Source organism: Bowmanella denitrificans, from assembly GCF_002887595.1.
Lineage (GTDB): Bacteria > Pseudomonadota > Gammaproteobacteria > Enterobacterales > Alteromonadaceae > Bowmanella > Bowmanella denitrificans.
Genome location: NZ_PEBU01000005.1, coordinates 182,648 through 198,039 on the forward strand (window position 1 = coordinate 182,648; position 15,392 = coordinate 198,039).

The window sequence follows — 15,392 nt, forward strand, 5'->3', positions numbered from 1 at the left end:
ATGTCCGGGTCCTTCGGTCTTCTGACCTTAGTCCCTTATACACACTTCAGCAAATGACCATATGACTAAGGAATCGATCGCTCCTCAGCAAATGACCAGAAGGGCGGGGCTTTGGATTCAAATACGACTATTCTTCTTCAAAATATATGTGATAGTGTTTTGAAATATCCGATTCACCAAGCCTATTCATTGTGCTCTTGAACTCTGGTGAGTCACCCAAATGTTTATACGCTGCCACATAAGTACAGACCACAGAAGCCTTGTTATTTTCAAAATTGTTAAATTGAATAAATTCTTGAGCTAAGCTCTGTTCATAGCCCTCCATTAAGATTCTCATTCCTAATCCAATATCAGCTAAGCTATCAACATTTTTGGTAAGCTTATAGATACCTTCGATTACTTTGTCACTTAAGCCAAAGATTATTGTGATTACACGCAACCTAATTGATTGTTCTACGTCTTCCAATAGCTTTAACAAAGCCAAATAATGAGCTGGGTCCTCCGTACAATTCAAAAAACAATCACAAGCTTCATCTCGAACCTCCGACCATGCAGAATTAATCAAAGGAAATACATACGGAAATATACTAGCTGCGCCATTTCCCTCTTGAGCAGCAATGTAGGCAGCGACATATTGACAATGCTTACTACCAGACTCAAGCAAGGGAACTAAGTCAGACACATCTTCCAATTTATTGTGAAGCTCGTTCATTGCCAAGTTATGCTCTTCCCAACTTTCATCATAGTTTCCAGCTAGAAACTCATCCCTTAATTGGGTAAATGATTTTTTCTTTAATTCAAATTTTGAGTCAGTCATTTTATTTCAAGATATCTATCCAACTTGTCTTTAAGATCTTGTTCCAAATCAATTCTGTTTTTATGATCTTGATACGTTTTATTTCTTTTATTGGTCTGTCTTTTTTGATCCGCCCTTCTTGTTTTTAAGCTTTCACCTAACTTACATGAAGCGCATTCCATCGCTTTTTTGTCACCACTATTGATGATATCAATAACAGTATTTTTGACCTTATCATCGCTGCCTTTTGTACTATTTCCAAGACCACCGGGTTTCAGTTCCAAATTACAATTATGTACTAAGACATTTTTTTTGGTGACGTAATAAGTATGAAAATCTGCCACAGTAAAGTTATAAGTTAAATCAAGTCTTTGCTCATCGATAACACTTACAACTTCCATCGCTCCATTGCCATCGGTTTCAATCTTATCACCGACTTTTAACTCAATAGTTTGTTTCCAACCCTTACCAATGACATAGAAAGGGTGGTCATCTGTTGCTTGAATTTTTTGTTCAAATCCATCGCCAGCAACTAATTTGATTTCAAAAATACCTCGATCTGGTTCGATAAATACCTTTGTAACAGGTTTCCAGTCTTGTTCACCTGTTTCAGTATTTTTGGCCCACAGTTTTTCACCTAATTTAACATCTTCAATGTTCTTGTAGCCGTCTTCAGTTAACACTTGAGTTCCAGCAACAAAACAACAAGTTCTGCGCAATGCATTTGCTGCATCGACACCTTTATCACCCGCCCTTACGCCTAAGCCAAGACCAGTAGCCCCCGGAATCATCAGTCCAGCAACATTAGCAGTTAGAGACGCAGAATTAGTTGCGTTAACACCGTTAGTTGCCATGTCGTAAAGGTCATATGCTATGAAGCCGATATCAAGAATGGCATCTAAGAATTCACCATTTGGATCGGTATATTTATAAGGGTTGTTGTTCACATACAAATAACGATTGAAGGACATTACTGGATTTGAAGCAGTATATCCAACCGGATCATTCGAATAAAAACGCCCGATAACTGGATCATAATATCGTGCCTGCATATAACTCAAACCCAAGTCTGTATCAAACTTATGCCCGGTATAGCCCACATCATCTATTGCCCCTTCAATACTTTCACCGTACGGGCGGTAATGCTGGGTGCCACTGTCCTCAGGGATCACGCCGTCTTTAGCAATAAGCTTTTTACCCAGGTAGATATAGTTAATCCCACCCTGGTCGGTCTCGCGGTACAGCAAGGTGCCATCCAGGCTATACAGACTGTAACTGGTGCCCTTGCTGTCGGTTTGTTTTACCCGGCGGTTATGGCCGTCATACAGATAGGAAAAACTTGAGTTACTGCTGACCAACTGATTGGCGCGGTTATAGGTAAAGGTTTTAGCACCATTGTTGTAAATATTGCCTCTGTCGTCATAGGCAAAAGTGGAATACTTACCTGTCATACCTGCCACCGACGACAACCTGTTGCTGGCGGTATCGTATTTATAGGTTAAGTTACGGTCTTTACTGCTATAACTCAGGATATTACCCAACCCATCATAGCTGATACTGCTCTTACCAATATCGTCAGCACCGTCTGTACTTGTCAGTCTATCTAAACCATCGTACGTCAGGCTAGTGAGGCTAAAGGTCGGATGCACGCCGTCGGTCAGCTTGGTGATATTCAGGTTGTTGTCGTACAGATAACCATATCGAAGGGCATGGGTTGTGCCTTTAAAGTCCTCTAAATCTGACGGCACATTACGTGTATTCAGTGTGGTTTTATGCTGATAGCCATTACCGTAGTTAAAGCTGTCGATACTGCCATTGGGATAATAGACTGCATTCGAGGCATAGGTGAAGTCCGTGGTGCGCCCGGCACGTTTGCCCACCGCCTGCGTTGGCTGGCCAAAGGCATTCGGCGCAAAACTAATTACATCACCATCGGGGTAGGTCAGGCTCTTCACATTGCCCAAGCTGTCGTAGGTGTAATCCAGTGAGAAGGCCGTTGCACTGGCAGCGATGCGTTTGCCGTCTACCGTTAAGGTCTCGTCATCTAGCAGATTTAAGCTATTGTAGTGATATTCTTGACGAACTGTGCCTGCCTTAAGCATTAGCACATTGCCATTACCATCCCGGGTATAAGTAATGTCCGGGGTGTTAGCGTCGGCATAATTCACCTTCCACAGGTCACCCAGATTGTCATAAACAAACTCAACTTTTTGTTTGCTCTCGTTTGTATAGCTAAACCCGCAGCCAACATTGCCTGGCGTCACCCCCTGGGCTTGCAACGTCATTTCGCCCAGGTCGTTATATTGATACGCTGTGGTACCCACATCTCCCCGTATCACCAGACACAGCTGTTGCTGGGCATTGTAGCGGCGTGCTTCGGTGTGGCTGACGGTACTATTGTTGGCACCCTTGCCACTTTGGGTAATTGAGTTGATATTGCCAAAAATATTGATATCGATATCGGTGGTGACACTTTCCGGCGATTCTATTTTAACCGCCTGGTCATAAGCAGGGCTGCCATAGGCCTGATAGGTAGTGGTCGTGACATTTTTTTCAGCGTCCGTGACCTTTATTTTATTGCCAGCTAAATAGTCGTATTTCTGCTCAATAGAGTTGTCATTACTTAGATACTGTCTTCTCAATCTCCCTATTGAATCAAATAAGTAATGAGTACCACCAAGAGCATTTGTATCGTACCAATAAGATTCATAAGTTTTAAGACCAAGCTGGTTGTAAGAATACGCCTTATTTCTAACTAAATTAGCTGTAACATCCGTCTCTTTAACGCCTTTAAGCCTCAAAAGATGATCGAAGTACTCCGTTCTTTCGTTGACAATGGTATCGTTAATACATTCGCCCGCATTAATATCAACGGAGCACTGATACATAATTCTATTCGGTGGTAATCCAGTTGAAACTCTTGTTACTTCATCAACCCAAACATATACGGAATCAAGAAAGTTGTCTTCTCGATCAACTAATCTTATACGCCCTTCTTCATCATATCTATAATTAATAACAGCATCGTTGGCATCTTTTGTTCTCTCAATTAGGCCATACCAATTTACATCAGCTATAATTTTTGGCGATATACCGCCAGCATATCTGGGTGAGAATATTTCTTCTCTGGGTATTCCGCGGTAGAAGTCGTTTAGCTCTTTATACCGGTAACTGTCAGTGTTATTGCCGGCGGAATCTTTCAGCGGTGCTGAATATTCTACTCTTTTTACGTTACCATCGTCATGATAAATCTTAAACTTCTTAACCCATTGACCATGACGTTTCTCCTCGGCCAATAGGTTCAAACCTGCATACTGCCCAGTGGTATAATAGGTGTAGTATACATCTGCCGTGGAAGAAAACTGGTTTGATACAGAGGTATAAATGCCTTTTGGCAACCCTACGACCCATTTATCTGTATCATGTAAATAGGACCTTTTGGTGTACCGCTTTCCAGATGTACCGTTTTCTTCGGTAAGTGTAGGGAAAAGGTAACTGTCTCTTTCAGAAATTTTTATCTCAAAGCTATCTTTAACATTAGCATCTACAGTATCGTAAATGTAATTTTTAATGCCTGAATTTAAAACAACACGACCTGCATAAGAAGCATCAATTTGAGGAACAGCAATACCGGCACCTATATTGATAAACTTATATTCATTTAACACTTCTTTTTGAAGAACCTCAGAACCGGTAAAGTGCTGCTCAGCCATCAGTTGTTCATAATTAGGGCTATTAGTATTTCGATTAAAAAAATACTTAATATAACTACCATTTTTCAGTTTCAGCTTGGTATATTTATAGTCTGCACTGTTACCACTAATATTCTCAGGAAGATTAGAGCCACTTAATTGCATTTCCGGCAATAAGCCAGAATATTCCACAGCTCTAAGTCTGTCCTCAGAATCACTCAATGAAATATATTCTGATCCAGAATAACGTCCATGATTCTCAGAATAACTGTAATTCCAATATTCACCAGAAGAAAATCTTTTTTCTATCAAACTAATAATATAAGAGCACCTTCGATTACCTATCCTATCTCCTGTTGTCCTGATATCTCCCACTGTAAAAGAATCAGGATGTGGATTTGCATCTACTTCGGTCTTACCATGTATTTTCCAGTCCAGAGCAAATGTACCAACTAACCCATTGGGATGGGTTACTTGCATTGCGGGGAGTGATCCTTTTGAAGGGTATAATTTGTCGGTGCTGCATTGCCAGGGTTTATTAAAATAGCTTTGAGTAATATCGTCATTCATAATTTTACTCAAATTATACTTCCAGAATCGCTTTTCACCTGGCAGTGTTACTGAATCAAGCTTGTTATTTACATAATTATAAGTCCAGATTTTTTCATTGGCGGTAACAGTCGAGACCTTACCTTGGTCATAAGCAATATCAATCTGACGAAGATCACTGCTATGAATTTTATTTAATTGCTTACCTTGGTTACTGTATACATACTTAACCCAGTTACCAAACCTATCTTCTATCGTACTGGCTTTAAAATGATAAATTGCATGGGAAATATTCCCAGAATGATCTAAAGGTCGTTCATAGTCTACCGTTACAACATCAAAATAGTATTTAGTTCCTTGTGGTGACTCTGCTAAATAGCCCTCACCAGTTCCGTCCGATTGAGCAATACAGCTTACTCGCCACATGCTATCCGTAAAAAATCTGATATCGTCAATAGGTCGAAGCCCATCTGGATCTTCATTAGTCCTTTTAGTGCCAATAAGCTTAGTATTAAGCAACCCAGGTATATTTAGAGAAAATCCAGATGAGTATGCCTCAGCAGCTATAAAGTTTCTTGTTGTTTGACCTTTAGGATAAGGGATAATCTCTATTCTTCGAGGAATTATATCCCCTGAACACTCTTTATTAGTTGAAAAGCCAGTGGGCAAAAAATAATGATCTTCACTTCTATCTGTCGCAGCAGCGGCTAGCTGTATTGTTATTTCGGGGACAGACAGCCGCCAACCGGCCATTTCTTCATTTAAACTATACTCTGCAGAGTTTTGTCCAACAGAAACATTGTATTCACGCCGAAATTCCACCGGTATATTAAAATTACCAGGAATAGACACATCGACATTTTCAAACTTTAATGTACCGCTGGCAAGGTCAACTTTATCGCCCAAAAAATCAGGAGAATAAGGTGTTACTTCATATGATTTTTTCATTCTATCAATCAATGTTGATTCAAGAAAAAAATCATCCGCGTTGGAATGAAATGATGAACTAAACATTATCATCCCTAAAACTACATTCCTGAACTTAAACATATTTACTCAACCATTTTAAAACTTAAAAAAATATCATTAGTTCGATACTGGAGCAGTTTCAGCAGCAGGATTCCCCAATAAATCCGTATGCACAAATATCACCCGGCGTTCGCCGGTGTTTTTACTGGCATCCACAGTAAGTTCATTGCTATATACTGCTACCTGCTCGCCACAGTGCACTGCCACACCAGGTTCCTGAACACATCCACCAACCCGAAACGTAAATTTGCCGGTGTTTCGCCCTTTAACGGCAAATGACAACGCCGTTTGATAAGGGGCACTGCTACTGGCGTCTTGCCAGGTGCCGTTAACCTTTTCCTGCACCTTATAATGGCTTGCTCCTGTGACAGGCTCCCACACTAAGGTGAAGTCCGCGGACAACACAGGGAAAGTGGCGGTTCCAATAAAAAACAGCGCCAAGAAACGTGGTAATACTCGCATTTAAACTCCCTTGTGCAGGCGTTAATTCAAATTATTCAGTGCCTAACTTTTAAATTTTCTGGTGCAGGTAGTGTGGTTACATTCACTTGTTCACGCACCTCGAATAGTGTCTCATTGGCATCGTCGGAGCAGGAAAACTTTATCTCTTTCTGGCCTACTTCAAAGATACGCATGGGGTAAGCAACTTGCCCCCCTGTTTCCTGGCCCTCCCCATTGACTGCACAACTCGCTGCTCCGGGCGCATGCCAATTTGCCATGATCTCCTGACCGAACATCACGGTATTGGTTGATAACGAAAAGGACATTAGATAATTTCTGACGCTTTTACTGATAACCCCTCCATCTGGAAGCCCGCAAGTGACGTTTTGTAACCAAGACTTTGCGCTGTCTCTTGGGGGAGAAGTCCATTCATAGTGGCCACTTTGTAACGTGGGGAGAACATTTTCATCAAGTACCGCAGGGATATATGTGGTTTTAGCCGTTTCATCCGCAGTGTTATCCGTATGTTCTGACCAATGACCTTGACAGGATGTAATGTTGGCATAGCCGAAAGAAAAGGTTTGAACCTTAGTAGAATTCTGATCAGCAATATTGACCACTCTTGGTGCATAGGCCAAGTTAGTAATTGCTGGCTCTGCGTTTTGGCCCTGCACTTGATTGACCACGTTTACTATATGTTTCCCGCCCTGTAGGTCTTCGCAAGTGACAACTTGCTTCCAGACTTCTGCGGTGGCTCTTCTAACCCCACCTGTCGCCGGCCAACGGTATACTCCGGATTGCGCAATGGGGTTATTACCTGCGTCAAGTTGCTTTGGAACATAAACAATATCAATATTAACTTTTGCATTAAGATCCGCGTCAGCATAGCAAGTCTTCACGTTCTTATATTGGAATGTAAAATACTGCTCTTGACCAACAGATACCGGGTTTGGAACATATTTTAACCCCTCCAGATGCACAGTTCTGGCTTGTACATTATTTGTGACAGATAATCTGCGAGATTGGCCGTTAATATCGATACAGGTAACCGATTGAACCCAACTCTCTGCCTTATCCCGGAGCTTCGTTCCACTTGAAGGCCAGCGATAGATACCGGATTTAATTAGTGGCACGCCATTGGGGTCGAATTGTTTGGCTACATACACGATATCCGTAGTCAGCTTGTCGTTAAATCTGGCTTCCGCTACACACTGCTGGACATTTTTATATCTAAAAGAAAAATATTGCCCATCTCCCACAAATACAGGGTTGGGCACGTATTCTAAAGATTCCAGCGACACAAAGGTGGGTAATGGACTAATAGTGACATTGACACTGTTACCAAATGGTCCACATGTCTGCGCGCAAGCCCGTACTTTGAATGAAACTCGTCCGGTGGAAAGTTCCCGTCGCGTAAACACTCCTGATGACGTTAATGACTTAAGTAAGGTATTGTTCCTAAAAAGTTCGTATCGATTAGCCCCGGATACCGCTGAAATGGAAAGATTAACTTCATTGCCCTGAACAACATTACTTGGTCCACTGATGGAAACGGGGGCTAAAGGGTCCACTGTTAATGTGGTGGTTGCCGTTACCGAGCGCCCGCCAGGACCATCACAGTAAAGCGAATCTGTGCGGGTTTCTACACGATTTGTGCCAACCGAACTACCACTTGCAGGCTTGCTTTGCCCATTCAGCACACAGGACGTGGCGTGAGTTGAACTCCAGGTCAGCGTTGACGAACCATTGTAAGTAACCCTTGATGGGTTCCATGACAAGCTAGCGGTAGGCTTAGGATGCGCCCGAATAGTAATTGGACCTACAGTACGATATGGATTACCAGGAGCACTTCCATCTGGTTTTATATCAACTGCATAGAGCATTAGCGAATGATTTTGCCCATCTCTGTAAGCAGCGGGAATGGTGTAAGAAAACGTGCCATTATTGGCAAAAATAGTTCCTGTTGATACACCATTAACCCATGTGCCTATACGCACTCGACTTGGGTGATCAGGATCACTAGCAGTACCGGTTAAAGTGGTCTGACCAAGGGAATACTGGTAAGTGACGTCAGGAAGTTGCTCCGCTACCACAGGCAAAGTAATCAGAAAAACCGCTAAGCCAAAGGCAGCTTCAGTAAGACGCATGATGTCCCTATCAAATATAGTCACATTACCATGTGACTATTTAGCACTATGCGGGCAATGGTATGGGAAATAAACTTTTTGTAAAGATGCTACTAAGGACTTATACGTTCTTTATATGCTAATTCCATCTTTTTAAAGTGCCACACGACCACCACCCAATAAGCCACGGTAAAAGTTTTGTCCTTCCACCAGCAGAATTTCGCCGCTTTCACCACCTTTGATACCGCTGTCGATGGCGATAACGTCACCGTTATACAGAGCGCGGATATGTTTCTGGGTGGTATGGCCGACTAAGATATGGGCAACACCGAAATGTTGTTTCAGTAAGTCGATATCCTGCTGCGAGGCCTGCGGGTCTTTAAAATAGCCGCGATACCAGATGGGTCCGTTGGTTTTATGCAGATAGCGGGCGAAACCTTGTCTTGGCTGGTCCTGATCTTCCACCAGTTGGCCGGTAAACACCTGGTTGATGTCAGCCAGGGTACGCCCTTCCCTGGCCAGCTCTGGGTGCAGGCCACCATGCAAAAACAGCATATCGCCGATTTTAACCAGCACATTACGCGTGCGCAGCCATTGGCCCAATAAGGTGTCTTCGCCATAAAGCCTGGCAAAAGGCCGATTCAGTAGGTTAGCGACTTTTTCATACTTTTCATGCAGGTAACGCAGATCGCCGTTAAGCACCATGGTTTCATGGTTGCCAAGCAGAAAATGCACCTTACCACCGGCTGCCTGGGCCTGTTGTTGTAACTGATAAATCAGCCACAACGCTTCGGTTTGCTTAGGGCCGCGGTCAAATACATCACCGCTGATCACCAGCCCCCCTTCGCCAAACAGCCAGTTACCCTGGGCATCCATAATCTGATGCGCAACTAGCAGGCGTTTAAACAGGTCAAACTGGCCGTGAATATCACTGATGACCGCCAGTTTTTCCGCCGCTGGATAGGTTACGTCGGGCCGCGATGCTGGCAATGGGCTAAGCTGGGCCGCCTGGCCGCATTTTTCAATGGACATGTCCTGCACCGGGGGCGGGAATCGGTAACTTTTTCGTTGCCCCTGGCACACCCATAGGGCTTCCCACTGGTTCACCTGCATTTGCACATAAGGGCCGTCCGTCAAGGTATCGTCACTGACCAAATCCGAACAACCAACCAACAGCAAAACAAGCAACAGCACTTTGCAATTCATACTGACTCCAATTGCAATGAATTCAGGGTCGGCAGTTTCCTGCCGACCCGCCAGATTAGAACTTCAGCTCAGCGCCGGCATAAACAAAACGACCGATACCACCACCATAGGCACTGGCAAAGTTGCCGGTTCCGGACTCATACAGGTCGCCGGTATTGGCAACAAAGGGCCCCTGGTTATCGAACAGGTTCCTAACCCCGGCGTACAAACGCAGGTCGGTACTGTTGTCAAATTCCAGGTCGTAGGATACCGAGATGTCGTGGCGCACATAGCTGCCGTAATACAGATACATGGGCACCTCGGGATTGGCGATGGCGTCAGGATCGCCCGCATCTAACTTAGCCTGATTGTCGGCTTGCAGTTTTTCCCAGGCGTCCACCCGCTCATGCGAGTCGACTATGGCACTCTTGAACTTAGTGCTCCAACGCACCCGCCAGTCCTGCCAACGCCAGGTGATAGACCCTGTTGCTGCATCGTCAAAGATGCCACTGTATAGCTCCCCTTTGTAATTCAGGGTTTCCAGCCCATCGTTGCCTTCAAAGGTTTTGGAGTGCTCGATAACATGGGTCATATCGGCCTTAAACTTCAGACTGCCCCAGTCGCCGAGGTCATACTGGTAAGCAAGCGCCACGTCATAACCGCGGGTACGTACCTCAGAAAGGTTAAATACCCGTTGCATCACCTGCATCAACTGGCCTTCACTGTCACGACTGATATCACCGCAGAAGGTATTGTCCTGACCATAAGCCAGTGACGAGTTGTAGCATTGCTCCAGGATTTTCTGATTGTCGATTTCTTCAATGGCATCCTGGATCTCGATATCGTAGTAGTCCACCGCCAGTTGCAACCCCGGTGCAAACGCAGGGGCCATGCTGATCCCGAAGGTGTATGTGTCAGCCGTTTCTTCTTTCAGATTTTCATTACCGGCATTGGGTGAATAACCCGAGTTTTCATCTTCGAATTCACCGTATAAAGCAATGGCATTGGCAATGCCGGGGTCCAACCGACAGTTGTCATGACCTGCTTCGGTAGAGGTTGCAGTAGTGCCGTCACAAATATCGGCAAAGCTGTCATAGTCACCACGAGGGGGCGACAACAATTCGGTAATATTGGGAGCACGCTGGGCTCTGGCGTAGTTGGCACGCAACATATAGCCGTCCATGGGCTCCCACATCAGTCCGGCCCGGTAGCTGGCCATCAGGTCAATATTTTTGTGACTGTAATCAGCCAAACGCAGAGACAAGTCGGCAGATAAGCGCTTGGCCAGTGGTGCATCTTTTAACAACGGCACATTCGCTTCGGCAAAGGCTTCCCACACATCAATGTCACCGGCAAAACTCGGTACCAGATTAAAGGTAATACCGCCGTATCTGTGTCCTTCGCTGGTATCCAGGTCCTGCTTATCTTTACGATATTCCACACCAAAGGCGGTGGATACCATGCCGGCCGGCAATTCGAACAAGTCACCACTCATATAGCCCAGCACATTAAACTGGCTGATATTGGTGGTAATAGTGGGGTTGGCACGAATATAGTCGGCGGCTTCGGGGCTAATACTGCCATAACCGAAGATGTTGACCGGCACACAACCTTCAGCCCTGGCATCCGCGTCGGCACATTGAATAGTGCTGCCGTCCTCAGCGTATTCGGCATCCAGCGCCTGACGCAGCTTCAGAATATTCAATTCATTGCGGCGTAGTTGTTGCTGCTTAAACTTGCCATAGCCTACCGACAGATCCCAGTCCCAGTTACCGTCAAACGCGGTGCCTTGCAGGCCCGCCCAGGTACGCAGGGTTTCCCGTTCGTTGTCGGTGATCACATTGCCCAATTCCACAAACAGCCGGTCCCAACTCACACTGCTACCCGCAGTCGCGGCAATTTCGGCAGGCACAAAGGGGTTATCGGGAGAAATACTGCCCGCTGCCTGTTCTGACGCTTCGCCGGTAATTGGGTCGATCACCAGTTCGGTGTCGTTGTAGTCCTGCCCTTCCGGGTCCTTAATGTTCAGCGACTGGTTATTGCTGTATTGCACCTGGAAATTGGCCCGCACATCGTCGGTCAGGTCGTAGTTCACTTTAAACGCGGCAGCTACTCGGTCACTGGGAACTTTCAGGCGTTCGTATATCGACAGATTGGCGCCGTCACGCTCTTCAACGAAGCCTTCGGTCAGGCCATTCTGCGGATGGTAAAACCAGTCGTCGCCTTCAAAGGTACCGCCAGCGGTATTGTCGCTGCGCTCCCGCCAGTCATCCATACTGATGTCGCGCATGCACTGGTCACCATCAATAGTGTTGTTGGCGTTACACATTTTTTCGGTATCGTAATCGAAGCTGGATTCATACTTAGCCCGCTCCCGGTCGCCCCAGGCCAGACCAAATTGTCTGTCCCAGGTTGCGCCAACATACAGATAGCCGCGACCATCCTGAAAATCAGCGCCGTAGCCCGCATCCAGAGTGAATTCCTTGCCGCCCCCTTCCGGGGTATAACCACGACGGGCATCCAGTTCAAAGCCGGTTTTGTTATTGCGGGTAATAATATTCACCACCCCGGCAATGGCGTCAGAGCCATAGATAGCGGATGCACCACCACTGATGATTTCAACCTTTTCCACCATGGCGCTGGGAATGGTGCTAAGGCTGACGTAGTTACCACTGTAACTGTTCGAAACCACCCGTCTGCCATCAATCAGCGTTAGAGTACGGTCGGTGCCAAGGTTGCGCAGATCAATGGTAGACAGGCCGGTGTTCTGCACACTGGATTGAGAATTGGTGTTACTGACACCTTCGGCAATGGCCGGTATTTCTTCCACCAGAATTTCTGACAGTTCACCCAGGCCGGTATCCATAATAGCGTCCTGGTCAAGACTGACGATGGGCGTGGCAAAAGAAAAGCTGTCGCGCTTGATACGCGAGCCGGTGACAGAGATACGCTCGGCGTCTCCGACCTGCGGCGCGCTCTGGGTTTCTTCCTGCTGCTGAGCCATTGCCGGTAAACTTCCCAGCAGTATGGTCTGTATAGCCAGGGTCAGGATGGTCTTATGCATTTTTCTGGTCCCATGATGTGTGAATGTGTTCAACTTGTTGCGTCAGGCAAAGATGCTTAGCAATATCTCTTGCCTGACACCGTTTTAGTTGCCGATGGAATTTCGCACAATCTGGCCAGGCTCGTTTTTGCCTCTGCTATCTGGTTTTTACCTCTTTTTAATCTCTTTCATAAATAAATGCATATTTATCAAATAGTTAAACATACCACTGTAACTTTTGCTAACCGCACTATGTATTGAGGATGATTGATGATCCCAGGCCCTTTGGTTAGAGTGGTGTTATTGCCATTCAACCCGTTACGCCAGAAAAACAGGCCTGATATCCATGCGAAATTCTTTCCAACTGGGCAACTGCCGGGTGGTGCCCAGCGAGTGTGCTGTGTATTTCAATAATGGAGAAAAACAAAACCTGCAGCCCAAACTGATTGAGGTGCTGATTTACCTGGCCGACGCTCACCCGGCGGTGGTATCCAGACAGGAGCTGATTGACAAAGTCTGGCAGGGTAATACCTATGTGGGGGAAAATGCCCTCAACAATGTGATCTGGAATCTGCGCCAAATCTTCAAAGAGGGTATGCAGGATGAGGTGATAGAAACCTTGCGCAAAACCGGCTATCGGCTGCTCATTGCGCCAGATAGTCTGTCATCACCATCCTCACCGGCAGAGCACACCACCAGACCATCTGCCCGCCGCTTATGGCCATGGCTGGCCGCCGCTGTGCTGGTTATTTTGTTTATTAGCAGCTTCGGGCTATTGAATCACAGCCAGCAAACATCCCAGCGCAGCATCCAGGCGCTGACCACTGAACCGGGACTGGAGCTGTTCCCTTCCCCTTCGGCTGATGGTCGTTATCTGGTGTATAAATGGGTGAGCGCCGACGGCCAGGTGGACCTGTTTAAACGTGACCTGCTGCAACCCGGACTGGCCGCCGTGCGTTTAACTTATGATCAGGCTTCTGAAGGCCATTCGGTATGGAGCCATGATAGCCGCTTTTTGTATTTCAGCCGCAAGGACCGCAGTAAAGCCCAATGTGATATTGTGCGAATGGACATGCAGAACTACGAGGAAGTCTTTGTTACCCATTGCCCCATAGGCGGCGGCTACTATTACATTGATATCTCCCCTGACGATAAAACCCTGGCGTTCTACGGCTCCGACCCGGACGCAGAGCAATCTGGCGTGTATTTTCTGGATCTGCAGGATAAAAATGCCAGCCCCGTGCGTTTTTCCTGCGCCAGACACTGTGGATACAAAGATCGCGATATGGCGTTTTCGCCCGACGGTAAGCACCTGGCCCTGACCCGCAGAGTCAATGAATTTAACGAAAACATCTATCTGGTCAGGTTGTCAGATCAGTCCACCCGGCAGTTAACCCAAGGTGAGGAAGATATTGTCGGGCTGACCTGGCACCCTGATGGCCAACGCTTGGTATACGCGGTACAACGTGCAGATGTGCGCAGCGGCTTTATGCTGGATTTGCGCACTCAGCGCCAGTATCCGCTGGAAATAGAAGGCCTGAGTTATCCATTCTTTGCCCGCAACCAGCCCTGGCTGTTCTTTCAGCACCGCAGTGAACAATACCAGATAGCATCAGTGCAGGTTGACGCCCAAATCAGCAGTGCCCCCTACCCGGTTTTGCAGTCCGTATACAATCATAAGTATCCGGACTATTCAGCAACAACCAATCAGCTTGCCTTTATTTCCAACGAAACCGGCCATTATGAGGTTTGGGTGTCTGATGCGTTTGGTAACAACAGGCGGCAACTGACCCATTTGAAACGCAACAGCCGTTATCCCACCTGGTCACACAACGGCCAGCGCATTGCGTTTCTGGCCACAGACGATGATGGCAAAGGCGATCGCATTTACCAGGTGGATGTGGCCACTAAACGCATTTCGGCACTGGACAGCCCTTTTGAGGGCCACAATCGACCAACCTGGACCTTGGATGACCAAGGCATTATTTCCGCCGTATTCAATCAGGACCACACCGATATCTATCTGTTCAGACAGGATGGCAGTGTTCCGCAGCGCCTGACCTTTAACGGCGGCGAATACGGCATAATGCAGGACAATGACAAACTGATTTACAGCGTGCAGCGCAAAGGATTATGGCAAACCGATATTCACAGCGGGCAAACCAGGCAATTGCTGGAAGAACAGCATTTCCGTAATCCCTATAGCTGGACCTTGTCTGAGCAAGGTGTGTATTTTATGCAGGCCAACAATCAGCATCAGCAACTCAGGCATTACGACTTAGCCAACGGACAAAACCTTGTGCTGCTGCAGATCCCAAGTGCCAGTGTCGAATCGGACAGCCCGCTGACTTATGATGCCAACCACGCCAGACTGCTGTTTACCGAGACGGAGTTTCCCCAATCCGACATCAAAATGCTTAAGGACCCGTTGTTTCAATAATTGACTGCATGGCTATTTCAGCCCGTCCATCCCTGGACATCGCCGACGAGTGCTCCTGCTACGTCGGCATACCGTCCATCCCTGGACATCG

The 15,392-nt window shown here is 46.3% G+C and carries 7 protein-coding genes; 1 reads left to right on the forward strand and 6 read right to left on the reverse strand.

Features of this window, described 5'->3' with window-relative positions:
• Positions 1-127 precede the first annotated feature (127 nt).
• The 6 genes from CSR04_RS11410 to CSR04_RS11435 form a co-directional block, all read right to left on the reverse strand.
• The gene (locus tag CSR04_RS11410) at positions 128-817 is read right to left on the reverse strand and encodes a hypothetical protein (protein ID WP_102796423.1); all 690 of its coding nucleotides are present in this window, start codon (positions 815-817) and stop codon (positions 128-130) included.
• Positions 814-6,051: a polymorphic toxin-type HINT domain-containing protein gene (locus tag CSR04_RS11415; protein ID WP_172449332.1), complete on the reverse strand. Its 5,238-nt coding sequence runs from the start codon at positions 6,049-6,051 to the stop codon at positions 814-816. Before CSR04_RS11415 ends, CSR04_RS11410 begins: the two co-directional genes overlap by 4 nt.
• A gap of 72 nt (positions 6,052-6,123) precedes the next feature.
• The gene (locus CSR04_RS11420) at positions 6,124-6,528 is read right to left on the reverse strand and encodes a hypothetical protein (protein WP_102796425.1); all 405 of its coding nucleotides are present in this window, start codon (positions 6,526-6,528) and stop codon (positions 6,124-6,126) included.
• 35 nt (positions 6,529-6,563) lie between these two features.
• Positions 6,564-8,654, reverse strand: a complete 2,091-nt coding sequence (locus CSR04_RS24745; protein WP_146027163.1) for a hypothetical protein — start codon at positions 8,652-8,654, stop codon at positions 6,564-6,566.
• Between the two features lie 132 nt (positions 8,655-8,786).
• Positions 8,787-9,839: a metallophosphoesterase gene (locus CSR04_RS11430; protein ID WP_102796427.1), complete on the reverse strand. Its 1,053-nt coding sequence runs from the start codon at positions 9,837-9,839 to the stop codon at positions 8,787-8,789.
• Between the two features lie 55 nt (positions 9,840-9,894).
• The gene (locus tag CSR04_RS11435; RefSeq protein ID WP_102796428.1) at positions 9,895-12,882 is read right to left on the reverse strand and encodes a TonB-dependent receptor domain-containing protein; all 2,988 of its coding nucleotides are present in this window, start codon (positions 12,880-12,882) and stop codon (positions 9,895-9,897) included.
• Positions 12,883-13,207: 325 nt separating this feature from the next.
• On the opposite strand from CSR04_RS11435, the gene CSR04_RS11440 reads away from it, so the two are divergent.
• A complete protein-coding gene (locus tag CSR04_RS11440) occupies positions 13,208-15,301 on the forward strand; it encodes a winged helix-turn-helix domain-containing protein (RefSeq protein WP_102796429.1) in 2,094 nt (697 codons plus the stop codon).
• Positions 15,302-15,392: the final 91 nt, after the last annotated feature.

What these genes read in the sequence shown, in the direction of transcription:
- CSR04_RS11410 (WP_102796423.1), bottom strand. Translation starts at nt 817, where the DNA reads ATGACTGACTCAAAATTTGAATTAAAGAAAAAATCATTTACCCAATTA.
- CSR04_RS11415 (WP_172449332.1), bottom strand. Translation starts at nt 6,051, where the DNA reads ATGTTTAGTTCATCATTTCATTCCAACGCGGATGATTTTTTTCTTGAA.
- CSR04_RS11420 (WP_102796425.1), bottom strand. Translation starts at nt 6,528, where the DNA reads ATGCGAGTATTACCACGTTTCTTGGCGCTGTTTTTTATTGGAACCGCC.
- CSR04_RS24745 (WP_146027163.1), bottom strand. Translation starts at nt 8,654, where the DNA reads ATGCGTCTTACTGAAGCTGCCTTTGGCTTAGCGGTTTTTCTGATTACT.
- CSR04_RS11430 (WP_102796427.1), bottom strand. Translation starts at nt 9,839, where the DNA reads ATGAATTGCAAAGTGCTGTTGCTTGTTTTGCTGTTGGTTGGTTGTTCG.
- CSR04_RS11435 (WP_102796428.1), bottom strand. Translation starts at nt 12,882, where the DNA reads ATGCATAAGACCATCCTGACCCTGGCTATACAGACCATACTGCTGGGA.
- CSR04_RS11440 (WP_102796429.1), top strand. Translation starts at nt 13,208, where the DNA reads ATGCGAAATTCTTTCCAACTGGGCAACTGCCGGGTGGTGCCCAGCGAG.